Raw genomic sequence first — 24,641 nt, 5'->3', positions numbered from 1 at the left:
CCCTGTGCGGCGAGCTTCAGGCCCTCGACCGTGGTCAGATACGGGAAGATCGTCTCGCCAAGCGCCTTCGTCGTCATGCCGTGCTTGATGGCCAGGGCAACGGTCTGGATGCTGTCGGCGCCCTCGGGTGCCGGGCGTGCCGGTAACGGTGACCTATTGCCCTTTGTGCAACACCGGCATCGTCTTCGATCGGCGACTCGCCGGCAGAACGCTCGATTTCGGTACGACCGGGAAGGCTTCGCCATTCGGATCTGGTGATGTACGACCGCCAGACGGAGAGCTGGTGGCAGCAATTTGGCGGTGAGGCCATCGTCGGCGAATTGGCGGGCCGGTCGCTGAAAATCGTCCCTTCGCGCCTCGAGTCCTTCGAGAGTTTTCGCGCGCGGGCTCCCGAAGGTCGCGTGCTGGTGCCGAACAATCCGCGATTCCGCGCCTACGGCAGCAATCCTTACGTCGGCTACGACCAGGCGCCGCGGCCGTTCCTGTTTACGGGCAGACTCCCGGACAAGGTGCCGGCAATGATGCGGGTCGTGGCTGTGGGCAAGGAGGCCTGGACACTGCCGCTGGTGCGCGAGAAGGGCGTCATCAAGGCCGGTGAGCTGCGCATTCGTTGGCGGCCAGGACAGGCCTCCGCACTCGACACCGCGGATATCACCCGCGGTGCCGATGTCGGCAATGTGGTGGTGCAGCGCCATGGCAAAGACGTGCCCTACACCGTCACGTTCGCCTTCGCATTTTTTGCTTTCGAGCCCCACGGAACATTACACACGAAAGAGGGACCAGTTACGCACAGATGAACCGTGTGGTCGAAGGACATTCTTTCCTGCGCTGCCGGCGCACGCACGGCGTAACGTCGGTCGCGATGGCCCGCGCCCCTCCGTTGGGATAGCGGCCGCCCCGCCCCGAGACATACGATCCGACCCAAAGCATCGTGATCCAGAGACAGCCCCGAGGGGGATGGGAATGCTCACCATCCCCCTTCCACGAGGTAACCCGAGAGTTGGAACCGAATGGAGCCGAGATAAACTATGCCGTTGCTCAAGTGACCCGCCCAGGGCTTAAATTTTAGCCCGAGGCGACTCGCTAAACCGCAGGTTCTTCCAACCCGCTTCTCTGGTGCGACTTCCACAGATAGTAGCCGAGCACTGAACCGAAGAAGAAGGTATGGGCGATGAACTGCACCAGCGGACTCGATTCCAGGAACCAGGGGAATAAGGCCGGGGCGATCACATAGAAGTTGATCAGCCAGAGGGCGAGCCCGAAGAGGCTGCCCGCGCCGATAAAGGCAACTGGCCCTCGCAACATTGCTGCGATTTCCCCGAAGATTATTCCGAAGATGATCGCAAGCACCATATGCACGACGACGCCGGCGATGCCCGCCGTCACGAGCGAATAGTTGGGGTCGAGCGCCCCTGGTCCGAGCGCGATGGCGCCGATCATGCGCAGGGGCATGAAGAACGCCGCGGCCCCCATCATCAACGCGCTGACGATCATTTCGAAGGCAGCAAACACGATACCTGCGACGATGCCTGCAATGGCGCCCTGCCGAAGGCCCCACCGCATGTCGCGCGGTGTCACAGGCGTGTGGATGTATTCCCGATAGGCCATGACTGTCACTCCTGTTTGAGTGCAACTTTTTTCAGAAGCAAACGGGCCGAGCGGGTCGGTGTTCCCGGCTTCCGGCTGGATTCACGGTGAATTGAACGCTCGAAATTCCCTCTGGCTTCCCGCGTAATATCCTGCATGGGGCGGAGCCGACGGATATGCCCCCTGAACTGCCCGACCACAGCCTCATTCGCCTGCGGGCACGTCCGGAATCCATCTATATGAGCAAAGGCCGGACCGTCCTCCAACCTGAACCGTTATTCGAGGTTACGAGACGATCTAAAGGCTCGCCTATCCTCAAAATGCTTTCAACCGCCCTGGAACCGCCGGACCCGCAGCCCAAACGCTCCAGGTAGCATCATAACGATTGTTCCGACCGGCCGTATTCCCTCGAGATCGAATCTACGATCGGAGCTGGCGCGCCCACCGCAGCCAGCTGGCGCGCCCATCACGCGCCGACTCAAGAGCGCCGGCCGACACGTCCGAGGGGGGCCGGTCACGCAGAAATGAAAACTCGCGCCGAGTCCTGTTGATGTCAGCGGGGCTGCAAATTGCATTTGGAGTGGCTGTTCAGCTGCGCCTGATCCGTCTTTGGCGCGCGGCGCGGCCTATGAGTGCCCCGAGAATTGCTGCGATCAGTGCCCCGCCGATGACGGCGGTGATTCTGGTCCGAGGCTCCGAAACGGCGATTGCATCGGCGACCGCTTCATTCCCGAAAGATCCGTTGATCCGGTGCAATCCCTCAACGGGTGTGAACAGGTTGTCTCGGCGACCGGCATTCGCCGGCCGTTCGGTTTGCTGAGCCTCGACCGCCGTCCGTGCCAAAAGCCGGTCCAGCATCGACGGAGCAACAAGGTTGCCGAGAATAATCAGCGACGTGCGATTCCCGAGCCAGTATTCGCGTTTCGGATGGAGCGCCGCACGAACGATAGCATCTGCCGCCACCTCGGGTCGGTAGACCGGTGCGACCGGCCTCGGTTGCGTGTCCATGTGCGTACGTGCCCAATCGAATTGCGGCGTGTCCACCGCAGGCAAATGGACAGTGGTCAGCGCGATCTTGCTCCCTTCGTGAATGAGTTCCGCCCGGAGTGAATCTGTGAAGCCGCGTATCGCGTGCTTCGCGCCGCAATAGGCAGCCTGAAGCGGAATGCCGCGATACGCCAGGGCAGAGCCCACCTGGACGATGACTCCCCGATTACGGGACGCATGAAGCTGAGAGCAGCCATCGTGCCGTGAACATACCCGAGGTAGGTCACCTCCGTGACGCGCCGGACCTCTCCGGAGTAATCTCCGCGACCGGCGAGAACACGGTAGCCATTGCGTTGTTGATCCACACATCGATCTGTCCAAGGCGCCGTTCACATTCGGCGGCGGCGGCGAACACCGCCTTGGCATCCGCCACGTCCGCGGCAACTGCAACTGCATTGACGCCCCTGGACTCAACTTCGGCTTTCGCCTCAAGCAGGCCCTGACTTTTTCGAGCAATAAGGCAGACCTTGGCGCCCCTGTCAGCAAGGACAACAGCGGTTGCCCGCCCGACTCCAGCGGAGGCTCCCGTTACCACAACTGTCCGCCCCGATAGTTCGGAATAGTGCACGAACCGAATCCACTTTCTGCAGCGCGCTTCTTCACAACCCGCTGCGCCGGAAATGTGTTCCCTCCGCGCTCAAGGATGATTTGGACGGACCCCAGAGCGCATCTGTTGGAAACCTCGACCGCGAGGTTACGCTCAAGCGTGATGCAACGGTCGGTGTTCGTGCCGCTTCTCGAGCGGTTCGTAAACCAGACCCAGCACAAGCCCAGCCGCGAGCGTCCGCGAACCATGGGAAGATGCCCGTGAAACCGTAGAAGTTGACGACGTAGATGAGGCGCCGAAGGCGGCCGGCATCGCGATCAGCAGGGCCCTATCGGCCCGGAGCGAGGCTCAGAAGAATATCCTTGGCGCGCTCCCAATAGCCTGCCGTCAAAGACCAGGGACTTGGCTGTCTTATGACGTGCAGCCGGCCGCGCTTTTCCAGAACCCTGTAATCGCTCCTGCCGTCTTTGCGGCGAAAGAACCTGAGGGTCACAACAGCATCCGCCACCCGCAGGTTCGAGACTGTGATCTCCGGTAGCCATTCGGGCAGGAACGGGTCGACGAACAGCATGCGCAAAGGGGCGAAAGGCTGAAGACCGAGCATCGCCTGGAGGAGCGTGTAGACGGTTGTTGACGACCATGCCTGTGGCGAGTTCGCGACAGGGTAGACCGCTGGGAAAGGGTGATCCTCGCCGCGCTGATGACCGGCTATGCACTCCGGCAGACGGAAGAAATCGAACATGGCAGCGGTCTCGAATTGGGAGCGGCAAATCCGCTCGACATAGTCATGGCATCCATAGCGGTAGGCGCCGATTGCAAACGGGCCGTGCTCGACCGGCCAGACAGTGCCCCGATGATAGGAATATGGGTTGTAGGCGGGAAGGCCCTCCATCACTTCGGACGTAACCGGAGCGGCTTCCCAGGCGGCCGTAAGCGTGTCGCGGCCGAACAGCGCGACATAGAGCGGCAGCCCCGCTGCGACCGTCCAGCCACGCTCCGATAAATCGAGATCGTGGAGCCGCAAGGCGTCGAGATCCCGCTTTGCCTGCTCAAGGGAGCCGACCACCACATTCGACAGCGTGCCGCTCTCGGCGCTTGAAAAGCGAGTGGCCTTGCTCATGAAGCGCCGAGTGGCACTGTCGTAGTCGTTTGCCGTCGGCCCAAACGAGCGGCATCTGTAGGTCGGGACAAGCTCGCGTTCGTCCAGCACCGGAAGGAAGTCAAGGCAGCAGTGCCACTTTTCGTGGGGCGCTAGTGTGACCTGAAAGGCGATCCCGCGCTCCGTATGCCGAGGCGGTGTGCTGGTGTTTGAGAATCGGACCCGCAGTCCACGTTTGATTGAGGCGGTGCCTTCTTCCCCCTGGTGATCGTAGGTGTGATGCGCTGTGTAGGCGAAACTCAATTCCCAGGCTTTCTCTCCTTCGCTCCATCTTCGGGCCAACCGCCCTATCTGACGACGTTCGCCGCGCGTTTCGCCCTGGTCGGCGAAGTCAGCGTCCAACTCCAGGGCGAGGACGAATTGGACGGTTTCCTGAGTGAAGTTCGTCAGGTCCGCGTCCTCGTGAAATCCCTCGCCGACGTAGCGCGACAGCCGCAGTTCCACGCAATTCTGGGCAATTTCCGCGATTGCCGGCTCCCGGTCCGTGAACGATCGCGTGGAGGCGATGAAGTAGCCCAGCCACGAGTGCTGAGCCACGTTAGAGACAGAGACAGGATGCAGGCGCCGACCTTCGATCAGGTATCGGTAGCGGCTGAGCATCCTCGTCTGGTGGACAAATAGGCCTTGATCGGGTGCGCTGTCGAGGAATCCATCGGGACCTGTGGCCAGTACGGTCCGGCCCTTGGTCACGTAGACCGTTTCAGGTCGCACGCGCAGGCGGACCAGACTTTCGTCAGGCTGCTCATGGGGTATGGACATTGATTCAATAGCCATGGGGCAGAAACGCGCGGGGTGTGGCCGGAGGATACGCACGACGATTCAAATAAGTGTGAGCCTGTTTTCCGGCGCCGATTGCAGTTCGTGACGGTCACTGGTCGGACAAGGAGATGCCCAAGCGCGCCGAGGCCGGGGCTCGCAAGAAAGACCGTCCGAGACCCTTTCAAAGGTCCGTGATCCTCATCGATGGATTAAGTTATCGATTGACAACTTAATCCATCGGGACAAGGCTACCTGACCTGCAAACCGCATGAACCTGCGGGAGGAGACATGCGCGCGGTAATTTTTCTGACCATGGCTGGCACTGTTTTGGCATCTGCGAGTCACGCCGGCGAACACCGCATCGGCATGGTGGGCATGGCCTACGCGCCCGCGATGATCGAGGCGAAGGTGGGCGACACGCTCGTCTTCCTAAATGACGACACTCGGGCGCACAACGTGCTGATAGCCACCGTCGGCTTTTCGACCGACCTCGGCAAGCAGGAACCGGGGAGCGAGACAACCCTCACAGTCCGCAAAACCGGGGCGTTTGATGTCGAATGCGTCATCCACGAGGAAATGCACACCCGCGTCGTCGTAAGACCGTAAGGGAGAGCAATCATGCGCAAGATCGTCGCCATCAGCCTGGCCGCCGTCTTCGTTTCAGGCCTGGCGGGCTATACGCTTGCCGGGCCGGACCGCGTCGCCTTCCCGACGGGCTATGCTGAACGCTTCGTGCTCTTCAACACCGTCGACCGGCCGGACCGTAAGACCATTCGCTTCATGTATGTGAGCCCGGAGAGCCATGCCAAAGCGAAGGCCGGCGAGCCGGCCCCTGACGGAACCATTCTCATCATGGAGGATCACCGGGCGAAACTGGACGCCTCCGGCAGTGTCGAGCTTGGGCCGGACGGTCGCCTCGTGCCGACCGACCAGATAACCAATGTCTTCGTCATGGAGAAGCGCGCGGGCTGGGGCGAAGCCTATCCGCCAGAGGTGCGCAATGGCGACTGGGACTATGCGCATTACCTGCCCGATGGCGCGCCCAAGGCGGATGCAAAATTCGACGGATGCTTCTCCTGCCATCGCAACCGGGCCGGCCGCGATTTCAATTTCACCTACGCGAAGTATCTTTTGGACCGCGAGGGCAAGTAGCTCCCACGTGAAGCGCTGCTCTGACCGAGCGAGCCTGTAACACCCTCGGCCGATCACCGCCGCGGCGCAAGTTGCGGCACAATCTCTTCCGGAGGACTGGCGTGGAGCTGCCGCATCTCGGCAATCGCACCAGGCAGCCAGAGGCGCACCTGGCGCATGGCATATTGCGTGAGATCGTCCGGCAACGGCATCCGATAAACGTGCTTGCGGATCGCGAGGAACATGAGCGCACCGTGCAGCGTCATGGCGATTTCGCGCTCTTCGTGCTGCATGGGGCGGCTCGAAAGGTCCGGCAGGCCGGCCTCGCGCCTCAGCGCGCCGATGACCGGCTCAAGGATCGACGCGGTCAGCACGGCGCCGCGCCGGCCGGGCTGACCATAACCGTCCAGACCGGCACGAACGAACAGGCGCATCGACCGGCCGGTGATGGCACCGACGTAGCCGGCATAAAGACGACCGAGCCGCTCGACGAGCGGCGCTTCGTTCGAGGTGAGCGCCGCACGCCAGTCCTCCTTGCGCCAACGCATGGCACGCTCGTGGAACAGCGCTGCGATAATCTCGTCCTTGCTCCGGAAATGCTTATAGAGCGCGGCTTGCGTGATACCGAGGCGCAAGGCCAGCGCGCGCGTCGAAGCTCCGAAGCCTTCTTCCGCGAACAGCGCCGCTGCCTCGGCAAGAATAGCGGTGCGACGTTCATCGGACGGCAATCGCCGACGCTTCGGCCGCCCTCCCGCGACGGCTGTACTATCCGGCTCTGTCGCGATGATCTTCCGACGTGGCTTGACGCTCAAATCCCGCTCCCATCAATGCCCAGCGACCCTATTTGCCGTTTAGAAAGGGCGTACCTAAGTGTAGCCGCTTGCAAACATGCGGCTCAAGTTCGCAATCGTCGGCGTTTTCTGCTCGCAAGGGAGGCTGTCAATGCTGGCGACCTTCCAACAGTCGAAACCGCCCTCCAAAAGCCAACTGGCGGCGTCGACCAGGCTGATGGCGCCAGCTGCGGCGAGCACAAGCGCGCCGCAGCACAAGATCTTCGCTGCCAGCAGCCTGGAGCCCTTCAGGGTTAAATGGAAACGGTTCTGTTGGCTCAAACGGAGTCGGATGGTCGACCGGCCGGCGCGCGGCGTAGCCAAAGCATACGTCCAAGCCGGCCGGCCGATCAGGCGTCCGTTTCAGCCAACCCGCAGGGCCGGGCATCTTTCCGCCAGGATCAGAGGCGATCAACTCGGACGTACATCCGGGTACGCCCCTAATCGCCTCTGCCCTCACGAAACCTGCTCCGGCAGAACTGCTTCCATTTAACCGTGAAGGGCTCTAAACGAGCCGCGACTGCACCAACGCCGCCTCGACGAAGCTCGCAAAGAGCGGGTGCGGATCGAGCGGACGCGACTTCAGCTCCGGATGATACTGAACGCCGATGAACCAGGGATGGTCCGGGTATTCGATCGTTTCCGGCAGCAGGCCGTCCGGCGACATGCCAGAGAAGACGAGACCGCAGGACTCCAACCGATCCTTGTAGTCGACGTTGACCTCATAGCGGTGACGGTGGCGCTCGGAAATGTCCGTCGAACCATAAATCTCGGCGATCTTGGTACTCGGCTTGAGGGCCGCCCGGTAGGCGCCGAGGCGCATGGTGCCGCCAAGGTCGCCCAAGGCCGAACGCTTCTCGAGCTCGTTGCCTTTGACCCATTCGGTCATTAGGCCGACGACCGGTTCCTTGGTCGGCCCGAATTCGGTCGACGACGCCTTCTCGATGCCGGCGAGATTGCGGGCTGCCTCGACGACCGCCATCTGCATGCCGAAACAGATGCCGAAATAGGGCACTTTGCGCTCGCGGGCAAAGCGGGCCGCGTTGATCTTGCCCTGCGAGCCGCGCTCGCCAAAACCGCCGGGAACGAGAATGCCGTGGACCTTTTCCAGATAGGGCGCCGGGTCTTCCTTTTCGAAGATCTCCGACTCGATCCATTCGAGCTTGACCTTGACGCGGTTGGCGATGCCGCCGTGATAGAGCGCCTCGATCAGCGACTTATAGGCGTCCTTGAGGCCGGTATATTTGCCGACGATCGCAATCGTCACCTCGCCTTCCGGCGTGCGGATGCGATGAGCGACATCTTCCCAGGCCTGCATGCGCGGCTTCGGCGCCGGCTCGATACCGAAGGCGGCAAGCACTTCGTTGTCGAGGCCCTCCTTATGGTAGGCGATCGGCACGTCATAGATCGAGGCCACGTCAAGTGCTTGAATGACCGCGGATTGGCGGACGTTGCAGAACAGCGACAGCTTGCGGCGTTCGGCTTCCGGGATTTCGCGGTCGGCGCGGACAAGCAGGATATCGGGATGAATGCCGAGCGCCTGCAGTTCCTTGACCGAATGCTGGGTGGGCTTGGTCTTCAGCTCGCCCGCGGCCGGAATATAGGGCATCAGCGTCAGGTGGACGTAGACGGCGGTGCCGCGCGGCAAGTCGTTGCCGAGCTGGCGGATCGCCTCCATGAAAGGCATCGCCTCGATGTCGCCGACGGTGCCGCCGATCTCACAGATGACGAAATCGTAATCGTCGTTGCCCTCGGTAACGAAGTTTTTGATTTCGTTGGTGACGTGCGGGATCACCTGCACCGTCGCGCCGAGATAGTCGCCGCGCCGTTCCTTGTCGATGATGTTCTTGTAGATCCGACCCGTGGTGATGTTGTCGGTTTTCGTTGCCGAACGCCCGGTGAAGCGCTCGTAGTGGCCGAGATCGAGGTCGGTTTCGGCGCCGTCGTCGGTGACGAACACCTCGCCGTGCTGGGTCGGGCTCATGGTGCCCGGGTCCACGTTCAGATAGGGATCGAGCTTGCGCAGCCTCACCCGGTAGCCACGCGCCTGCAGCAACGCTCCAAGAGCGGCCGCAGCAATGCCTTTTCCGAGGGAGGAAACCACGCCGCCAGTGATGAATACATATCGCGCCATGGGAGTCACCGGATACCTTTTCACAAATGATTCCGCCACCGAAAAATTCGTCTTCCAGAATTTTTCCGTCTTTCGGGAGGGCAGATTTCACACAAAACAAAACCGGCGGATGAAACCATCCGCCGGCGGGTTCTTTCGAATGGCGGCCTTACTGGCCGCTCGGAACTTGCGATCCCGTATTGCCGTTAGCGCCGTTCGCCGGCGCTGCGGGCGCGGGCGCCGCACCCGTCGGCGCCTGGGCGGGAGCGGTCGCGCCACCTGCCGGAGCCGCATTGTTGGCGCCGTTGGTCGGAGCCGGAGCCTGCGTGTTTCCGCCGGCCGGCGCGGGCTGGCCGCCACCGAGCGAGTCAAGCACGCCGCCGCTCGAGCCAGTGCCCGGAATCCGCTCGAGGATGTCGGTTGCCTGCGGCTCGTAGCGCGACAGAATGCCCATCGCGAGCGCGAGCCCGAAGAAGAGAAATGCCAGAACGGCCGTCGTGCGGGTCAGCGCATTGGCCGTGCCGCGCGCGGACATGAAGCCCGAGCCGCCGCCGATGCCGAGACCACCGCCTTCGGAACGCTGAATGAGAACGACGCCGATCAAGGCGACGACCACCATGAGATAGATGACGAGTAGTACGGTCTGCATCAGCTTCCAGTCCTGCCCTCTTCGGGGCATGCGAATCGAACGATCGCGGCCGCGAACGGCTGCGCCAATTTGGCGCCTCTTTATACCAAGCCGCCGGCTAATCCAAGCCCCTGCCGGGCTGCCCCGACGATCAGGCCGTCAATTCCTCGTAGGCCCTGTAAATGGCGAGGAAATCGTCGGCTTTCAAGCTCGCACCGCCGATCAGCGCGCCGTCGACATTGGCGACGCCCATCAGTTCCTTGGCGTTGGAGGGCTTCACGGAGCCGCCGTAGAGAATGCGCATCTTACCGCCTTCCGCACCAAAACGGTGCACGAGTTCGCGGCGCATGAAGGCGTGCGCTTCCTCGACGTCGGCGGCCGTCGGTGTAAGCCCCGTGCCGATCGCCCAAACCGGCTCGTAGGCGATCACGGTGTTCTCGGCCGTCGCTCCGTCCGGCAGGCTTCCTGCGAGCTGGCGTTTCAGGACATCGAGGGTCTCGCCGCCCTTGCGCTCCGCTTCCGTCTCGCCAATGCAGACGATTGCGACGAGCTCAGCGGCGTGGGCTGCTTCGGCTTTGGCATGCACCAGTGCGTCGCTCTCGCCGTGGTCGGTGCGGCGCTCGGAGTGGCCGACGATGACGTGGGTGCCGAAACAATCGGCGATCATCTCGGCCGAAATGTCGCCGGTATGGGCGCCCGCCTCCTTCTGGTGGCAGTCCTGAGCACCGATCATCAGCGGACTGTCGTCGCAAAGCGCCGTCGCAACATAAAGCAGCGTTGCCGGCGGGCAGATCAGCGTGTCCACCTTGGTGGAAAGCTCACCCTTGACGCCCTCCGCCATGGCCTTGATCTGGTCCAGCGATGCGCGCGTTCCATTCATCTTCCAGTTGCCTGCAACGAGCGGGCGGATATCGGGCGTCATGAAATTCCTCCGGATCAGATCTTCCTCTCGGGCAAGCGGACTAGCAAATCGCCAAGGCAAAAAAAAGCACCCGAGCGCATTATTCGTTCCGCCTGGCGCCGCGACATCGCCGAGAACCGTCGGCAAGACCTGTCGACCTTGAGCAGGCATGCGGCGAATAAAAGCAGCGCTTCGGGCGTCTCATACTGGCGAGCGCGCACTCGCGAAGAGGAATTGACTGCCTCCATCATCGGAAGATGTCATGCTCCGCAACAGCGACAGCGGATTTGGATTGGCAACCATCGTCCTGCACTGGACGATTGCCGTTCTCATCCTCGGGCTCACCCTGCTCGGCTTCATCATGCGCCGGACCGAAATCGACCCGGCTCTGCAATTTTCCCTCTACCAATGGCACAAATCCTTCGGGTTCACAGCGCTGGGGCTCGCTATCCTTCGCACCGCCTGGTGGTTCACCGAGCGCAGTCCGGCGCCTGTTGCGGGCCTTGGTCCACTGGAGCACATAGCGGCCCGTATGACGCACTCGGTGCTTATCCTCCTCGCGCTCGTCGTGCCGCTCGCCGGCTGGGCGGTCGTGTCCGCCTCGACGCTGAACATCCCGAGCTTCTATTTCAATGCGATCGTCATTCCGCATCTGCCGCTTGCACAATCAGAAACTTCGGAGGCGTTCTGGACCTTTGCCCACGCCTTGCTTGCCTATCTCACTCTCGGCCTGGTCATGCTCCACGCGGCGGCAGCACTCTACCACCACTCGATAAGACGCGACGAAGTGCTCGTCCGCATGCTTCGGCCCAGTTACGGCTCACGGCGCTCCCGGACGCTCGACGCTCACGAGAACGACAACACCGCCGTCGAGAGGAAATGACCATGATGATCCCACGCGGGCAGACCATAAGAGCGATTGTTTCATTCGCGCTTCTCGCCTTCTCGGCAGCACCTGCGACGGGCGCGAGGCCGCCGGCGCTTGCGGACGCGGCCGGCAATTACCGTATCGCCAGCTCCTCTGTCATCCATTTCAGCATCGCGCAGGTCGGTGGCGGCGGTGGCATTGCTGGGAATTTCGCAAAATTTTCCGGCGGATTTCGGATAGACGGCAACAGTATCCAGCGATCCTCCGTCGAGTTCACGCTTTACCCGGAGAGCGTGAGGTCCAGCGAGCGGCGCATCGAGAATTTCCTACGCTCCAGCGCCGTTTTCGACACGGCCAACCATAAGACGGTGACCTTTCGTTCCACCAGCGTCACGCAGACTGGGCCGGACACCGCGACAGTCGAAGGGACGCTGACCGCCCGCGGCAAGGCCCGCAAGGAGCGGTTTGCGGTCACGCTCACGGACTGGAACAGGCGTTCGATTTCCTTCACCATTCGCGGCAGCATCCGCCGATCGCCCTATGGCATCGACGTCGGAACGCCCATCTATTCCAACGTCGTCGAGTTCGACATGAACATCAGAGGACTGAGGCGCTGAATCACCGCGATGTCCAGCTCCCGCGATGTCGGAGCGGCATGCAGCCGGTCGTACGACCTTCCTTATCCCGCTCGTGAGGCCAGCGCCGTGCGCCGCCAGAAGTCCGAGATCATGGCGGGATCGCGCAGCGCCTCAAGCCGTCTCCAGGACGGGAAGGATGCGTTGAAGGCCTCGGGGCTCATGCGAAAATCCCCGCACGGATTGATCGCGCCACCGGCCGCGACGACGATGCTGTCGAGGGCGTCTAAAAGCTTGATCGTGGTCTCGCCCTGGTCGGCAAAGTCCAAAGTCAAACTGAAGCCCGGCCGAGGGAACGAGAGAAGTCCGCTCGCGGCAACGTCGCCAAAACGCTGCAACCTCGTCAGAACGGAAGCATGGCCCATGCGACGCGCGGTCTCCAGCAGACGAGCCGTCGTCTCCGGTGCGTTCGCGGCCGGATAGACGCTCTGATGCTGACAGGGACCCCGCCGGCCGTAGAGCCGGTTCCATCCGCGGATGCCGTCGACCGGATGGAAGTAGGTCGTCCACTTTACGGTCGAAACGGTTTCGCCCCGGCTCTGCTTGCGAAAGCGGTATTCGTTCAACGCCCTCAACGTCACGCTATTGAGGAGACTGGCGGGCGGGGAGAAGGGCACGGAAAGCTTGAGCCGTTTCGGAACGTCCGGAAACTCGCAGGCCCCATCCGCATGGTCGGCCGCCCAGAGCACGCCCCTCCCCGTCCGCCGCCCGGTCGCAAGCTGATCCACCCAGGCGACGACATATTCATGCTCTTCACCGGCGCGGTCGACGAGCGCGAAATACTGATCGAGATTCTCGAAGCGGATCGTATGCTGCTGGACGTGCGGCGACGGTACCTTCATCAGCCGAAGTTCGACGTCCAGGATGAGCCCGGTCAGGCCCATGCCGCCTATGGTGGCCGCAAAAAGCTCGGCATTCTCCTCAGAAGAGCAGACCAGTCGCTCGCCCGTCGAGCGCAGCAAGGTCAGGCGGCGGACGTGGTTGCCGAAGGAGCCCCGGCCATGGTGATTGCCGCCGTGAACATCGTTGGCGACGGCACCGCCCACCGTCACGAAGGCCGTTGCAGGCGTGACCGGCAGAAAGAATCGATGTGGGACGGCCCGAGCAAGAATGTCGCCGAGCGTGACGCCAGCTTCGCAGGCGAGGATGCCGGTTCCCGGGTCGAAGGCCAGGATGCGATTGTGTCTCCCGCATTCGATGAGCGTCCCGGAATCGTTTCGGCGACCGTCCCCGTAGCTAAGGCCACTACCAATCGGGAGAAAGGACATCGGCTCGATCGAGCCGATGCGGTCCTCGTAATCATCCGGCGAGATGATCTGCTTGGGCCGACCCCGAGACTCATTTCCGAACTCATCCATGCTCATCACGTTCACGCACTCATCGATCGAGAAACCAGTTCAGCGCCTCCCGCCAATCGGTCATGCGTACCGGGGTGCCATGCGAACCCGTCTCAAAGAGGACGAAGCGTGTTGGATAATTCTTCGCTTTGAGCCCTCGATAAAACGTGACCTGGGTTTCGGCCGGATAGACATTGTCCTGGCTGCCGTGACTGAAGAACAGCGGCAACCGCGCGCCGTAGGCGGCGCTCTTTCGAAACTCCGGATCGGCCACGCCGGCCATCACCACCATGCCGGCGAGCGCCGCCACCGCCGCCTTGTCGCGGGAGATACCCCAGCAGATGAAGCTGCCCATGGATGCGCAGGAAAGGACCACCGGCCGGCCGCCGGAGCGCTTCGCAGCGAAACGGATCAGCGCCGCGACATCCGCCACGCCCGCCGCATCGAAGGACCGCACGCTCGGCGCGTAATAGGTGCCACCATTGGCAAGCGCGAGGTTCTTGAGGCGATTGAAATTGCCACCAAAGGAGAAATCGTTGGCGCCGAGGCGACGATCGCCCCCGCGCCCGTGGACGAAAATAACGGTGAAAGCGGCACCGCGGTCCGGGCCGACGCGGGTAACGTCGAGCGCGCGACCGTCAAGGTCGAGCGTCTCATTGACCTGCGCTTTCTTGACGCCCATCGACACATAGGCCCGTTTGACGCGCCGCTCCGGGATCTGGTCGCGCGCATTGATGTCACGCAGCTCCTGGTAATCGATGACGCGGAAATCACCGCCGTCCGCCTCCTGAAGCACCCGGCTGTAGCCAAAGAGCGCATCCTTGTAGGGCCGCAAGGGCTCGGCGCCGGCGGAGGTGGCAAGGCAGACGAAAAGAAGCGCCCCGATCAAGCGCCGGAGAAAGAAAACAATTGTGGACATAGACACCCGATCGGCTCCCTCGTTCTGCCCATGGCTTGCCATCGTCGCCTGCGCTAAGCAACAGTGAAGCCCACAATTCGGCCGGCTTGAGCCGCACTTCGTCTTCCGAGACGCCTGAAATTCGCCTTTTGTTCGCGCTTTAGGCGAGACTCTGGCAGAATTCCGGTGATTCGCGCACGGCAAGAGATGGCGACGGCGCCGTGATCTTGCTATGGCCTTGCCGACTAGACATGACAGGAAACGATCCGAACGCTTCATGGACGACAGCAGCGACCTTTTCTCCGCAATGCCTCCGCAGCCGAAGTCGGCCGATGCCGCCGCGCCGCGCAAGCCGACGACGCCACCCGCCGCCGGCGAAGCGCCGCGTGCTGCGCCGAAGAGCAGCGACGGCAGCGATTATGACGCCTCGGCCATCGAGGTGCTCGAGGGCCTTGAGCCTGTCCGCCGCCGTCCCGGCATGTATATCGGCGGTACGGACGAGAAGGCGCTGCATCATCTTTTCGCCGAGGTGATCGACAACTCGATGGACGAAGCGGTCGCCGGACACGCCAATTTCATCGAGGTGAACCTCGACGCCGACGGTTTCCTGACGGTCACCGATAATGGCCGCGGCATTCCCGTCGAGAACCACCCGAAGTTTCCGAACAAGTCGACGCTCGAAGTGGTCATGACGGTGCTGCACGCCGGCGGCAAGTTCGACGGCAAGGCCTATGAGACCTCGGGCGGCCTGCATGGCGTCGGCGTCTCCGTGGTGAATGCGCTGTCGGATTCGCTAGAGGTCGAGGTCGCGCGCAATCGCCGGCTCTATCGCCAGCGCTTCTCCCGCGGCATTCCGCAGGGCGGGCTCGAGGACTTGGGCGACGTCCATAATCGCCGTGGCACGAAGGTCCGCTTCCATCCCGACCCGCAGATCTTCGGCCCGCATGCGCATTTCGAGCCGGCGCGCCTTTTCCGCATGGCTCGCTCCAAGGCCTATCTCTTCGGGGGCGTCGAGATCCGCTGGTCCTGCGATCCGTCGCTGTTGCCGGAAGGCTCGGAAATCCCGGACAGGGCCGTCTTCCATTTTCCGGGCGGCCTCAAAGACTATCTTGCCGCAACGCTCGGCAAGGAATTCACGGTCACCCGCGAGATCTTTGCCGGCAAATCCGAAAAGGCCGGCGGCCACGGGTCGCTCGAATGGGCCGTCACCTGGTATGGCGGCGACCAGCAGATCCATTCCTACTGCAACACCATTCCGACCCCGGAAGGCGGAACGCACGAGGCGGGTTTCCGCATCGCGCTAACAAAGGGCCTCAAGAACTACGCGGAACTCACGCAGAACAAGCGCGCCGCGATCATCACCACCGATGACGTCATGATCTCGGCGGCAGGCATGCTCTCGGTCTTCATCCGCGAGCCGGAATTCGTCGGCCAGACGAAAGACAAGCTCGCAACCGTCGAGGCGCAGCGCATCGTCGAGAACGCGCTTCGCGATCCCTTCGACCATTACCTCGCCGACAATCCGGGGGAAGCGGCGAAGCTTCTCGACTGGGTGATAGAACGCGCCGAGGAGCGCGTACGCCGGCGCAAGGAGAAGGAAGTCAATCGCAAGACCGCAGTGCGCAAGCTGCGCCTGCCAGGCAAGCTTGCCGACTGCGCTCAGAGCACGGCGGAAGGCGCGGAACTCTTCATCGTCGAAGGGGACTCGGCCGGCGGATCGGCCAAACAAGCGCGCAATCGCGCCAACCAGGCGATCCTGCCCTTGCGCGGCAAGATCCTGAACGTCGCCAGCGCCGGACGCGAAAAGCTCGGTCAGAACCAGCAGATTACTGATCTCGTCCAGGCGCTCGGCTGCGGCACGCGGTCGAAGTACCGCGAGGAGGATTTGCGTTACGAGCGCGTCATCATCATGACCGACGCGGACGTCGACGGCGCGCACATCGCCTCGCTGCTGATCACGTTCTTCTACCAGGAAATGCCGGAGCTCATCCGCGGCGGCCATCTCTATCTAGCCGTGCCGCCGCTCTACCGCCTGAGCCAGGGTTCCAAGACGCTCTATGCCCGCGACGACGCGCATCGCGAGGAACTGATGCGCACCGAGTTCAACGGCCGCGGCAAGGTCGAAATCGGCCGGTTCAAGGGCCTCGGCGAGATGCTGCCGGCCCAGCTCAAGGAAACGACGATGGATCCGGCGAACCGGACGCTGCTCAAGGTCGAAATCGACGACGTCGATTTCGAAGGCACGCGCGAGGCCGTCGACAGCCTGATGGGAACGAAGGCCGACGCCCGCTTCCGCTTCATCCAGGAGCGCGCCGCCTTTGCGGAAAATCTGGACATCTGAGGGTGACTGATCGCGGTCACCATTGACCACCCGCTCGCGATTGCCCCTCACCCTGGCCCTCTCCCCGCAGGCGGGGACAGGGGACTGGAAGCGTCGCCGCGAATCTCCTTCGCCCTGCCTGCGCCGAGACGGTGCCGGCCGGCGGATGAGGGGCCACAAGACGCGAAGGGCCGCTTCACGCCATCTGACCCACTGCCTTCTCCATAAACAGGCTCAGCGGATCGGGCTGGTAGCCACCAAAAGGCGCACGCTCAACATAACCGAATGTCTTATAAAGCCCAATCGCTTCCGGCTGGTAGATGCCCGTCTCGAGGCGGATCGCGCTGAGCCCAAGCTTTTCCGCCTTGGCTTCGAGCGCCGTGAGCAGCCGCTTGCCGATCTGCAAACCCCTCGCCTCCGGATCGACAAACATCCGCTTGATCTCGGCGGTGCCATCGCCCGCTTCGACCAGCGCGCAGCAGCCGACGATCTCGCCGTCCCGCCGTGCGACGAAAAACGATACAGCCGGCTGTTCGAGCGTCGAAATATCGACCAGATGGTTGCTTTCGGCGGGATAGAGCGATGCGGCATAAGCATCCGAGAGTTCGAGCAGGCGGATAATGGCCGGCTGGCGCGGTTGTTCCTCGGCGATGGTAACTACGGTCATTTTTATAGGCCTCAATGCGAATCCATGCGGACGGTCAAGCGTCACCGGGAGACTAACTTCGGAGAAGAGCGAAACAAATACGCCAAACGACGCAGATCGGCGCCACAATCAATCCGGGTGACAGGCGGAAACAATTTGTTTCGGGGCGCGGCAACTTTGCCCTACTTCCGGAAGAATCGAACGATCATAAGATGCGAACCGAAGTCTTCCAAACGGACGAGAGACACGATGAAAACCGCCCTGATCGTAATGACCATTCTCGGTTGCGATGACAATGTCAGCCAGTGCCACTACATCTCGACCGTGAACGGCAATTGGCCGTCGATCGCCCAATGCGATACCGAATCGCAGAAGGAGCTGCCAAGGTTTTCGAACAGGAACTACCCGGTCGTCGTTGCCGTATGCGAGACCTCGGGGCCGGCCGCGGTGGTATCGACCGAGCCCGTCCCGGATGTCAACGCGACGTTGCCAGAAAACGCGCCGGCACAGCAACGGACGACGGTGCCGGTGGAGCAAAAGGCAACGCCGACCTTGCCGAAACGCGCTTTCGCGCTGCTCAGCGGAGCGCTACCCGACCGGGAGAGATTGAAAACGATCGTCACGGCGCCGGTTCACTATGTGGAAGACGGTTACTCCTGGGTGGCGCGCCGGTTCAGCAACTGAGGCGATCACGCCGCTTGCCGAGAGGCCAGCAGCGCGTAATCGCGCGCGATCTGCCGCTGCTCGTCAAAGGCCAGCCGCTCCACGAGTTCGGCGATGGCGTGAGAAACGTCCGAGGGCTTGCGGCGGAGACGATTCGAAAGCTCGGCGGCGAAGGAGACCGGCGCACCATCGGCCGCCGCCCCTGCTCCGCCCTGGCAGAGCAGCACCGCCTCCGCGAAAGCCTTGCTCACCTCGCGGCCAAGCCCCGCACTCTCGAGCAAAGCGCGGATCGAGTGGATGCGCCCACCCGAAAGGATCGAACGGACGCGCCTTTCCGGTACCCCGGAGAGATCGACGATCGCAGCGGAAAAGAATTCCGTTCTGCCGCTGCAGAGGGCGCTCAGCAATAAGGATGGCGTCAGGCGGCCTGCCTCGCGCAAATGGCCGATCATCCCGGGCAGTTCTTCCTGCGGCGCCGCGGCTGCGAGCGCAAGAGCCGCCGCATCGCAGGCTTCCCTCGCCACACGCTGTACCCGCCCCTGACCGATCGACGCCTGCACCAAGCCGCAAGCGGCAAGTGCCGCCCCGACCTTTTCGGCGAGCGCCTGTCGTGCATCGCTCGGCAGATCGCCGCGCGAGAGCAGGTGGTCCCGCACGGCGGCGATGTGCCCGAGCCGGCCGGCGAGCCGTCTCAGCGATCGCTGTGTCAGCCTAGCGCCTGGGTTTTCCAACAAAATGAGGACTTCTTCCTCGTCGCCGATTTCCGCAATGGCAGCCGCAACGGAACGGGATACGGTGCTGCGCGCCGCGACGAGCGCCCGCGTCTCGGCAGTGCCTCGCGCCGCTATGTCGATGAGGTCCTCATCCGTCAGCACGGCCGATCGGGAAATCGCGACATAGGCGATCTCGGGCTGATCCTCCGCCAGCGCTTTGATGATCGCGCGGGGCGCTGTCGGGCAATCGGCCAAAGCGTCGACCAGCGAGTGACGCACCTTGGGCGACGGATCGTCGAGCAGAAAGGTCATCGCCATTTCGGCGGCGCGCCGATCGATGCCGTTGATCGCGGCCTGGGCGTAGGCCCGACCGAGGGCGTTTGCCGCGCGCGCACGATCGCTGGTTCTCGCCGTTTCGACCCAGCGAAGAAATGCTTGTATGATCACCTATGCCCCACTAGACACTCAAAAGCCCCGATGTCCGAATATTAGCGGTCAAAGGTTTAAGATTGGTTCACCATGTCCGTTAACCTCCAGCAAACCATCAAGCCGCTGCTGTACCAGCCGATGAACGAGCCGCTGCCCGCTCCGGAGAGGCTGAGCGCGGTTCAAGGCGTCGTTTTCGATGCGGCGGGTGACCAGCCCCTACGCGAGGCGAGGACGGCCGCCAAGGCTAGCACAGACTGCCTCTTCCTCACCCGCGTCCCGTCGGCTGAAAACGTTAACGAGCATGATCTTGGTGTCCTCCTTGCCAGTGGCGTCGACGGGGTCGTTTTGGCCGGATGCCGCGGACCCGCGGATATCCAAAGGATCGACGTCATGCTGAAGGTGACCGAGGCGGCCGCCGGAATACCTCAAGGCCGAACGGCACTGCTTGCGGAATATGCCACCGTTCCGGAGAGCGTGCTCTCCCCTCACCCGCTGGCGGGTGTTTCCTCGCGCCTTTCCGCATTGATATTCGATGCTGCCGCTCTCGCGGAAGCGTGCGGCTGCAGGCGCGTCACGGAGGCGGGCGACGTGCCTGCCGTCGTCCGGGCCAGCCGCGCCGCGGCCGTTCTCAGGGCGTGCGAGGCCGGAATCGCGGCTTACGAAATGATGCCGGCCGATGCAGTCGATGAATGGGCCCTGCGACGCCTTTGGATAAACAGCCTGGAGAACGGCTTTTCCGCCGGGGCCCTCCGCTCGTGGCAGCAGATCGATCTTCTCGCGGCGGCAGGCACGCTGCCCGAGATCTAGCGGCTCGGTCGCATCATCTCAAAAACATCGCCGCCATCGCAATAATCCATGTAGCCGAGGCGGGCGAGCGGCCTGACGGCCGCCACGTCGAACCGGCCGTCGCGAATGGCCTCGTCGCGGATATGGATCCCGACAACCGCGCCGATCACGACATAGCTGTCGGCCACTACGCCATCGAGGCCCTTGGGCCGGAAAATATCCGTCATCCGGCATTCGAGCGCCGCGAAAGCCTCGCCGACGAACGGCGCCTTGACGAGGCTTCCCTCGACCGGCGTCAGGCCGGCGATCTCGAACTCGCTCTCGCCGTGCGGCGCTGTAACCGAGGTGAGGTTGACGGCTTCGCTCAGATTGCAGCTCGCGAAGCTCGCTGTGAACTCGCCGGTCGCCTCGATGTTGCGAACAGAATCCTTGTAACCACTCGATGAGAACATCACGAGCTTCGGCCGATCGCTGATGGCGTTGAAGAAGGAATAGGGCGCAAGGTTCAGCGTGCCGTCGGCCGCCCGCGTGCCGATCCAGCCGATCGGCCTCGGCGACACGATCGCCTTGAAGGGATCGTGCGGCAAGCCGTGCCGATTGGCAGCCGTGTCATAGAACATTAGTGACCTTCCCCGATCCAGGTGACGATCTCCGCCAATTCCGGCCGAGGACGCTCCGTTGGCGGCACCATCGCGGTGCCGATGTGAATGAAGCCGGCGACCCTTTCGCCCGGTGCGACGCCGAGCAACGGATAAGCCTTTTCATCGTAGGCATACCATTCGGTGAGCCAGTTCGAAGCGTAGCCGAGCGCATTCGCAGCCATCACCAGGTTGAGGCAGACGGCACCGGCCGACATCAGTTGTTCCCATTCGGGAATCTTGAAATGCGGCGCCGCCTTGCTAACCACGGCGACGACGACCGGCGCGCGCGTCAGCCGCGTCTCCTCCACCTTGATGAGTTCTTCCGGCATATCCGGCTTGGCGGCAAGCGCCATTTTCTTCAATTCGGCGCTGATCCGTGCCCTCTCCTCGCCACGATAGACGATGAAACGCCAGGGCGCCAATTTACCGTGGTCCGGCACGCGAGAAGCGAGCTTCAGCATCTCCTCGACCTCGGCCTTGCTCGGTCCCGGCGGCCCCATCTGGAAGGCCGGGATGGACCTGCGCGAGGCGAGATAGTCAACGAGTTTTATTTCGGTTTTCATATTCAGCGAATTCCACTAATTTGCCGCCGGACCGACAGCCACGAAAATGCCATACCGGCGTCTCAAGTGGAGTCACCCAGTCAAGAAGTCAACTGTCCTCATGCGCATCCGCTCTCGTATTTTTCTCAGAACCTTCTTGGCGATCTCACTTGCCGGAGCGGCTTTTGAACGGGCGCTTGCCGAGGATCCGACCGACGCGTTCAAGAGCTTTCCCTCGATCTCCGGCACGCGCAAGATGCCGAAGCTTACGAGCTTCAATCCGCTCATCACCGATCCGACCCAGAGCGGCGAGCTGAAGGATGTGAAGCTCGAAGCGCTGCTGACGGAAAAAGGCAACCCGGTTCAATCGGGCCTTACCTGGCGGGTCTTCAGCCCCATTCCCGGCAGCGATGGAAAGCTGCCATTGCTTGCCACCTCCGAGGGCGGCTCGACGGCTTTCAATCTCGTGCCCGGCGAATATTTCGTCAACGTCGCTTTTGGCCGGGCCGGCGCGACGCGTAAGATTCGCGTCCCCGAAGACGGCATGCTCGACAAGCAGGTGCTCGTGCTCGACGCCGGCGGGGTGATGCTGAACGCCGTCTCCGGCAGCGACGTGCGCATTCCGCCGAATGAGCTCAGCTTTTCGATCTTCTCCTCGGACGTGAAGGAAGACGGAGAACGGGCTCTGGTCGTCGCCGACGTAAAGCCGAACACGGTCATCCGGCTCAATGCCGGCACTTATCACGTCGTTTCCAATTACGGCTCGGTCAATGCCGTCATCCGCGCCGATATCCAGGTGGAAGCCGGCAAGCTGACCGACGCTACGATCCAGCATCGGGCGGCAAAGCTGACCCTGAAGCTCGTCTCCGAAGCGGGAGGCGAGGCGATCGCCGACACCGCCTGGTCTATCCTCACCTCCTCAGGCGACGTCGTCAGCGAGAGCGTCGGCGCCTTCCCGACGCTGGTCCTCGCCGAAGGCAGCTATACCGCTGTCGCGCGCAACAAGGACAAGATCTATCAGCGAGACTTCGCCGTGAAAGCTGGTGTCAACACCGATGTGGAAGTGCTTCTGGGCGACAACGGCGAAGCCGGCGGCGCCGCAGACGCACAGGACTGAACCGACGAAACCAACCATCTCTCCTTGCGGAATGGGCTTGACGTTGCGTCAAGGCCCGCGCCGTTGCTGCAGACTGTTGATAGAATAAAAGGGCCGGCGAGTTCCGCCGGCCCTTTTCGATTCGTCAACGACGTCCGCCGCGTCAGCGGGCGCTTCGCTCCGCCTTGCGCTTGAGGTCAGGCGCGAGGGCTTCGGCCGAGAGCGAAGCGACGGCCTCCTCGAGCGACATCGCGGTCTGCGCCTGAGAGCCGAGGCGACGGATGTTGACCGAACGCTCTTCCGCCTCGCGCCTGCCGCACACGACGATCACCGGAACCTTCGTCACCGAATGTTCGCGAACCTTGTAGTTGATCTTCTCGTTGCGGAAATCGGTTTCGACGGTAAGTCCCGCCTCACGCAGACGCTCCGCGACCTCGCGGCCGTAATCGTCCGCCTCCGACGTGATCGTCGCGACCACCACCTGCAGCGGCGAGATCCAGAGCGGCATATGGCCGGCGAAGTTTTCGAGCAGGATGCCGAGGAAGCGCTCCATCGAGCCGCAGATGGCGCGATGAATCATCACCGGCTGGCGCTTCTCGGACTCGCTGTCGATGTAGAACGCGCCGAAGCGTTCCGGCAGGTTGAAATCGACCTGCGTCGTTCCGCACTGCCATTCGCGGCCGATGGCGTCCTTCAGCGTGTATTCGAACTTCGGACCGTAGAAGGCGCCCTCGCCCGGCAGGATCCCGGTCTTGATGCGCCCTTCGGATTGCGCCTCGATGGTCTTCAGAACATCCATCATCACCGCCTCGGCACGATCCCAGAGCACGTCCGAGCCGACGCGCTTTTCCGGCCGCGTCGAAAGCTTGACGACGATTTCCTTGAAGCCGAAATCCTCATAGACCGAAAGGATCAGATCGTTGATCTTGAGGCATTCGGCTGCCATCTGCTCATCGGTGCAGAAGATATGCGCATCGTCCTGCGTGAAGCCGCGAACGCGCATCAGGCCGTGCAGCGCACCCGACGGCTCGTAACGATGCACCGCACCGAATTCGGCAAGACGCACGGGCAGTTCGCGATAGGACTTCAGGCCATGCTTGAAGATCTGGATATGCCCCGGGCAGTTCATCGGCTTCAGCGCGAAGACGCGATCGTCATCCGTATCGTCGCCGGCAACGGTGACCTTGAACATGTTGTCGCGGTACCAGCCCCAGTGACCGGAAGTTTCCCACAGCGACTTGTCGAGCACCTGCGGCGCATTCACTTCCTGGTAGTCGCCTTCCAGCCGGCGGCGCATATAGGCGACGAGGCTCTGGAAGATACGCCAGCCCTTGCCGTGCCAGAAGACCACGCCCGGCCCCTCCTCCTGGAAATGGAAGAGGTCCATCTCGCGGCCGAGACGGCGATGGTCGCGCTTCTCCGCTTCGGCGAGCACGTGCAGATATTGGTCCAGTTCCTCCTGGCTGTGCCAGGCGGTACCGTAAATGCGCGTCAGCATCGGATTGTTGCTGTCGCCGCGCCAGTAGGCGCCGGCCACTTTCATCAGCTTGAAGGCCGTGCCTATCTGGCCTGTGGAGGCCATGTGCGGCCCGCGGCAGAGATCGAACCAGTCACCCTGATAGTAGATCTTCACATCCTGGTTTTCGGGAATCGCATCGACGAGCTCGACCTTGTAGTTCTCGCCCTTGGCGGCGAAGACCTCCTTCGCCTTGTCGCGCGACCAGACCTCCTTGGTGAAAGGCTTGTTGCGCGCGATGATCTCCCGCATCTTCTTCTCGATGACCGGCAGGTCGTCGGGCGTGAAGGGTTCGTTCTTGGCGAAGTCGTAGTAGAAGCCGTTCTCGATGACCGGACCGATGGTCACCTGCGTTCCCGGCCACAATTCCTGCACCGCTTCCGCCATGACATGGGCGGCGTCGTGGCGGATGAGCTCCAGCGCACGGCTGTCTTCGCGCGTGACGATCTCGATCCTGCCGTCTTTCACGGGATCGGAAAGGTCCCGCAGCTCGCCATCGAGCGCGATCGCCACAGCCTTCTTCGCGAGCGACTTCGAAATCGATTCTGCGACATCGCGACCGGTCGTGCCCGCGGCGAACTCGCGAATGGAGCCATCAGGAAATGTAAGGGAAACGGAATGCGACATCATGATCTCCTATCCAGTCCCGCCAACGAATGCGGGTGGTATGGTTTGCCGGACGGGCCGGTGAATTACAGCGCCGCGCGTCTTATCAGACGCGCAAAGGTCGCTGTAACACTTTGAAGTGCTGCGTGTTTTTATCCTTAAATCGGATACGATTTAAGGAAACATGCAGTAACGCGCGCCTGATAAAGGTTTTTGGTGGTGGAGTAAAGGCATGGGGCCGGC

The 24,641-nt window shown here is 62.4% G+C and carries 24 protein-coding genes and 1 pseudogene; 10 read left to right on the top strand and 15 right to left on the bottom strand.

Translation table 11 applies throughout. The features are described 5' to 3' along the window. Nucleotides 1-127: 127 nt before the first annotated feature. Nucleotides 128-304, top strand: a complete 177-nt coding sequence (locus M728_RS06200; RefSeq protein ID WP_370906464.1) for a DUF3179 domain-containing (seleno)protein — start codon at nucleotides 128-130, stop codon at nucleotides 302-304. After that, nucleotides 258-797, top strand: a complete 540-nt coding sequence (locus M728_RS06195) for a DUF3179 domain-containing (seleno)protein (protein WP_051441081.1) — start codon at nucleotides 258-260, stop codon at nucleotides 795-797. Before M728_RS06200 ends, M728_RS06195 begins: the two co-directional genes overlap by 47 nt. A 286-nt stretch (nucleotides 798-1,083) precedes the next feature. Here the strand turns inward: M728_RS06195 and M728_RS06190 are convergent, their stop codons facing one another. The 3 genes and pseudogenes from M728_RS06190 to M728_RS06180 form a co-directional block, all read right to left on the bottom strand. Next, nucleotides 1,084-1,608, bottom strand: a complete 525-nt coding sequence (locus M728_RS06190; protein ID WP_026623341.1) for a hypothetical protein — start codon at nucleotides 1,606-1,608, stop codon at nucleotides 1,084-1,086. 567 nt (nucleotides 1,609-2,175) lie between these two features. After that, nucleotides 2,176-3,211: pseudogene (locus tag M728_RS06185) on the bottom strand (SDR family oxidoreductase). 298 nt (nucleotides 3,212-3,509) lie between these two features. After that, complete coding sequence (locus M728_RS06180) at nucleotides 3,510-5,099, bottom strand: glycogen debranching N-terminal domain-containing protein (RefSeq protein ID WP_245269845.1); 1,590 nt, start codon at nucleotides 5,097-5,099, stop codon at nucleotides 3,510-3,512. A 288-nt stretch (nucleotides 5,100-5,387) separates the two neighbouring features. On the opposite strand from M728_RS06180, the gene M728_RS06175 reads away from it, so the two are divergent. Together M728_RS06175 and M728_RS06170 are read left to right on the top strand one after the other, a co-directional pair. After that, a complete protein-coding gene (locus tag M728_RS06175; RefSeq protein WP_026623343.1) occupies nucleotides 5,388-5,705 on the top strand; it encodes a cupredoxin domain-containing protein in 318 nt (105 codons plus the stop codon). Nucleotides 5,706-5,717: 12 nt separating this feature from the next. Then, a complete protein-coding gene (locus M728_RS06170) occupies nucleotides 5,718-6,251 on the top strand; it encodes a cytochrome P460 family protein (protein ID WP_051441082.1) in 534 nt (177 codons plus the stop codon). A gap of 53 nt (nucleotides 6,252-6,304) precedes the next feature. On the opposite strand, the gene M728_RS06165 is transcribed toward M728_RS06170, so the two are convergent. The 5 genes from M728_RS06165 to tpiA all read right to left on the bottom strand — a co-directional run bounded on the left by M728_RS06165 (nucleotide 6,305) and on the right by tpiA (nucleotide 10,723). Then, nucleotides 6,305-6,958, bottom strand: a complete 654-nt coding sequence (locus tag M728_RS06165; protein ID WP_051441083.1) for a helix-turn-helix domain-containing protein — start codon at nucleotides 6,956-6,958, stop codon at nucleotides 6,305-6,307. 138 nt (nucleotides 6,959-7,096) lie between these two features. Next, on the bottom strand, nucleotides 7,097-7,384 hold the full coding sequence (locus M728_RS06160; protein WP_026623344.1) for a hypothetical protein: 288 nt from the start codon (nucleotides 7,382-7,384) through the stop codon (nucleotides 7,097-7,099). A 181-nt stretch (nucleotides 7,385-7,565) separates the two neighbouring features. Continuing rightward, complete coding sequence (locus M728_RS06155) at nucleotides 7,566-9,203, bottom strand: CTP synthase (RefSeq protein WP_084044707.1); 1,638 nt, start codon at nucleotides 9,201-9,203, stop codon at nucleotides 7,566-7,568. Between the two features lie 139 nt (nucleotides 9,204-9,342). Beyond that, nucleotides 9,343-9,822: a preprotein translocase subunit SecG gene (secG, locus tag M728_RS06150; RefSeq protein WP_026623346.1), complete on the bottom strand. Its 480-nt coding sequence runs from the start codon at nucleotides 9,820-9,822 to the stop codon at nucleotides 9,343-9,345. 130 nt (nucleotides 9,823-9,952) lie between these two features. Next, nucleotides 9,953-10,723, bottom strand: coding sequence for a triose-phosphate isomerase (tpiA, locus tag M728_RS06145; protein ID WP_026623347.1), 771 nt, complete (start codon nucleotides 10,721-10,723; stop codon nucleotides 9,953-9,955). A gap of 241 nt (nucleotides 10,724-10,964) precedes the next feature. Between tpiA and M728_RS06140 the strand changes: the two genes are divergently transcribed. Together M728_RS06140 and M728_RS06135 are read left to right on the top strand one after the other, a co-directional pair. Further along, a complete protein-coding gene (locus M728_RS06140) occupies nucleotides 10,965-11,585 on the top strand; it encodes a cytochrome b (RefSeq protein ID WP_026623349.1) in 621 nt (206 codons plus the stop codon). Between the two features lie 2 nt (nucleotides 11,586-11,587). Then, nucleotides 11,588-12,187: a YceI family protein gene (locus tag M728_RS06135; RefSeq protein ID WP_156943588.1), complete on the top strand. Its 600-nt coding sequence runs from the start codon at nucleotides 11,588-11,590 to the stop codon at nucleotides 12,185-12,187. 62 nt (nucleotides 12,188-12,249) lie between these two features. Here the strand turns inward: M728_RS06135 and M728_RS06130 are convergent, their stop codons facing one another. Further along, nucleotides 12,250-13,569: an FAD-binding oxidoreductase gene (locus M728_RS06130; RefSeq protein ID WP_026623351.1), complete on the bottom strand. Its 1,320-nt coding sequence runs from the start codon at nucleotides 13,567-13,569 to the stop codon at nucleotides 12,250-12,252. 13 nt (nucleotides 13,570-13,582) lie between these two features. Further along, a complete protein-coding gene (locus M728_RS06125; protein WP_026623352.1) occupies nucleotides 13,583-14,503 on the bottom strand; it encodes a S9 family peptidase in 921 nt (306 codons plus the stop codon). Between the two features lie 214 nt (nucleotides 14,504-14,717). Here M728_RS06125 and parE point away from each other — a divergent pair, with 214 nt between their 5' ends. Beyond that, entirely contained in the window at nucleotides 14,718-16,781 is a 2,064-nt protein-coding gene (gene parE / locus M728_RS06120; RefSeq protein ID WP_026623353.1) for a DNA topoisomerase IV subunit B, read from the top strand. 175 nt (nucleotides 16,782-16,956) lie between these two features. Here the strand turns inward: parE and M728_RS06115 are convergent, their stop codons facing one another. After that, nucleotides 16,957-17,427, bottom strand: coding sequence for a GNAT family N-acetyltransferase (locus M728_RS06115; RefSeq protein WP_026623354.1), 471 nt, complete (start codon nucleotides 17,425-17,427; stop codon nucleotides 16,957-16,959). A gap of 228 nt (nucleotides 17,428-17,655) precedes the next feature. Between M728_RS06115 and M728_RS06110 the strand changes: the two genes are divergently transcribed. Continuing rightward, nucleotides 17,656-18,090: a hypothetical protein gene (locus M728_RS06110; protein ID WP_026623355.1), complete on the top strand. Its 435-nt coding sequence runs from the start codon at nucleotides 17,656-17,658 to the stop codon at nucleotides 18,088-18,090. 5 nt (nucleotides 18,091-18,095) lie between these two features. Here the strand turns inward: M728_RS06110 and M728_RS06105 are convergent, their stop codons facing one another. Beyond that, nucleotides 18,096-19,229: a DUF2336 domain-containing protein gene (locus M728_RS06105; RefSeq protein ID WP_026623356.1), complete on the bottom strand. Its 1,134-nt coding sequence runs from the start codon at nucleotides 19,227-19,229 to the stop codon at nucleotides 18,096-18,098. Nucleotides 19,230-19,301: 72 nt separating this feature from the next. On the opposite strand from M728_RS06105, the gene M728_RS06100 reads away from it, so the two are divergent. Then, nucleotides 19,302-20,018: an aldolase gene (locus M728_RS06100; RefSeq protein WP_026623357.1), complete on the top strand. Its 717-nt coding sequence runs from the start codon at nucleotides 19,302-19,304 to the stop codon at nucleotides 20,016-20,018. On the opposite strand, the gene M728_RS06095 is transcribed toward M728_RS06100, so the two are convergent. Further along, a complete protein-coding gene (locus tag M728_RS06095; RefSeq protein ID WP_026623358.1) occupies nucleotides 20,015-20,617 on the bottom strand; it encodes a flavin reductase family protein in 603 nt (200 codons plus the stop codon). The genes M728_RS06100 and M728_RS06095 overlap by 4 nt on opposite strands. Next, the gene (locus M728_RS06090) at nucleotides 20,617-21,201 is read right to left on the bottom strand and encodes a nitroreductase (protein WP_026623359.1); all 585 of its coding nucleotides are present in this window, start codon (nucleotides 21,199-21,201) and stop codon (nucleotides 20,617-20,619) included. The genes M728_RS06095 and M728_RS06090 overlap by 1 nt, the downstream gene beginning before the upstream one ends. Nucleotides 21,202-21,301: 100 nt before the next feature. Between M728_RS06090 and M728_RS06085 the strand changes: the two genes are divergently transcribed. Further along, the gene (locus M728_RS06085; RefSeq protein ID WP_026623360.1) at nucleotides 21,302-22,297 is read left to right on the top strand and encodes a hypothetical protein; all 996 of its coding nucleotides are present in this window, start codon (nucleotides 21,302-21,304) and stop codon (nucleotides 22,295-22,297) included. Nucleotides 22,298-22,439: 142 nt separating this feature from the next. Here M728_RS06085 and thrS read toward each other — a convergent pair whose 3' ends face one another. Next, a complete protein-coding gene (gene thrS, locus M728_RS06080; RefSeq protein WP_026623361.1) occupies nucleotides 22,440-24,419 on the bottom strand; it encodes a threonine--tRNA ligase in 1,980 nt (659 codons plus the stop codon). Nucleotides 24,420-24,641 lie beyond the last annotated feature (222 nt).

The organism is Ensifer sp. WSM1721 (assembly GCF_000513895.2).
Taxonomy (GTDB): Bacteria; Pseudomonadota; Alphaproteobacteria; order Rhizobiales; family Rhizobiaceae; genus Sinorhizobium.
The sequence above is the reverse complement of the archived record's forward strand: the minus strand, read 5'-3'. Positions and strand labels throughout refer to the sequence as shown.

What these genes read in the sequence shown, in the direction of transcription:
- thrS (WP_026623361.1), bottom strand. Translation starts at nt 24,419, where the DNA reads ATGTCGCATTCCGTTTCCCTTACATTTCCTGATGGCTCCATTCGCGAG.
- M728_RS06140 (WP_026623349.1), top strand. Translation starts at nt 10,965, where the DNA reads ATGCTCCGCAACAGCGACAGCGGATTTGGATTGGCAACCATCGTCCTG.
- M728_RS06125 (WP_026623352.1), bottom strand. Translation starts at nt 14,503, where the DNA reads ATGGCAAGCCATGGGCAGAACGAGGGAGCCGATCGGGTGTCTATGTCC.
- M728_RS06170 (WP_051441082.1), top strand. Translation starts at nt 5,718, where the DNA reads ATGCGCAAGATCGTCGCCATCAGCCTGGCCGCCGTCTTCGTTTCAGGC.
- M728_RS06090 (WP_026623359.1), bottom strand. Translation starts at nt 21,201, where the DNA reads ATGAAAACCGAAATAAAACTCGTTGACTATCTCGCCTCGCGCAGGTCC.
- secG (WP_026623346.1), bottom strand. Translation starts at nt 9,822, where the DNA reads ATGCAGACCGTACTACTCGTCATCTATCTCATGGTGGTCGTCGCCTTG.
- M728_RS06190 (WP_026623341.1), bottom strand. Translation starts at nt 1,608, where the DNA reads ATGGCCTATCGGGAATACATCCACACGCCTGTGACACCGCGCGACATG.
- M728_RS06110 (WP_026623355.1), top strand. Translation starts at nt 17,656, where the DNA reads ATGAAAACCGCCCTGATCGTAATGACCATTCTCGGTTGCGATGACAAT.
- M728_RS06135 (WP_156943588.1), top strand. Translation starts at nt 11,588, where the DNA reads ATGATGATCCCACGCGGGCAGACCATAAGAGCGATTGTTTCATTCGCG.
- M728_RS06095 (WP_026623358.1), bottom strand. Translation starts at nt 20,617, where the DNA reads ATGTTCTATGACACGGCTGCCAATCGGCACGGCTTGCCGCACGATCCC.
- M728_RS06085 (WP_026623360.1), top strand. Translation starts at nt 21,302, where the DNA reads ATGCGCATCCGCTCTCGTATTTTTCTCAGAACCTTCTTGGCGATCTCA.
- M728_RS06100 (WP_026623357.1), top strand. Translation starts at nt 19,302, where the DNA reads ATGTCCGTTAACCTCCAGCAAACCATCAAGCCGCTGCTGTACCAGCCG.
- M728_RS06195 (WP_051441081.1), top strand. Translation starts at nt 258, where the DNA reads ATGTACGACCGCCAGACGGAGAGCTGGTGGCAGCAATTTGGCGGTGAG.
- M728_RS06115 (WP_026623354.1), bottom strand. Translation starts at nt 17,427, where the DNA reads ATGACCGTAGTTACCATCGCCGAGGAACAACCGCGCCAGCCGGCCATT.
- M728_RS06175 (WP_026623343.1), top strand. Translation starts at nt 5,388, where the DNA reads ATGCGCGCGGTAATTTTTCTGACCATGGCTGGCACTGTTTTGGCATCT.
- M728_RS06130 (WP_026623351.1), bottom strand. Translation starts at nt 13,569, where the DNA reads ATGAGCATGGATGAGTTCGGAAATGAGTCTCGGGGTCGGCCCAAGCAG.
- M728_RS06180 (WP_245269845.1), bottom strand. Translation starts at nt 5,099, where the DNA reads ATGTCCATACCCCATGAGCAGCCTGACGAAAGTCTGGTCCGCCTGCGC.
- tpiA (WP_026623347.1), bottom strand. Translation starts at nt 10,723, where the DNA reads ATGACGCCCGATATCCGCCCGCTCGTTGCAGGCAACTGGAAGATGAAT.
- parE (WP_026623353.1), top strand. Translation starts at nt 14,718, where the DNA reads ATGGACGACAGCAGCGACCTTTTCTCCGCAATGCCTCCGCAGCCGAAG.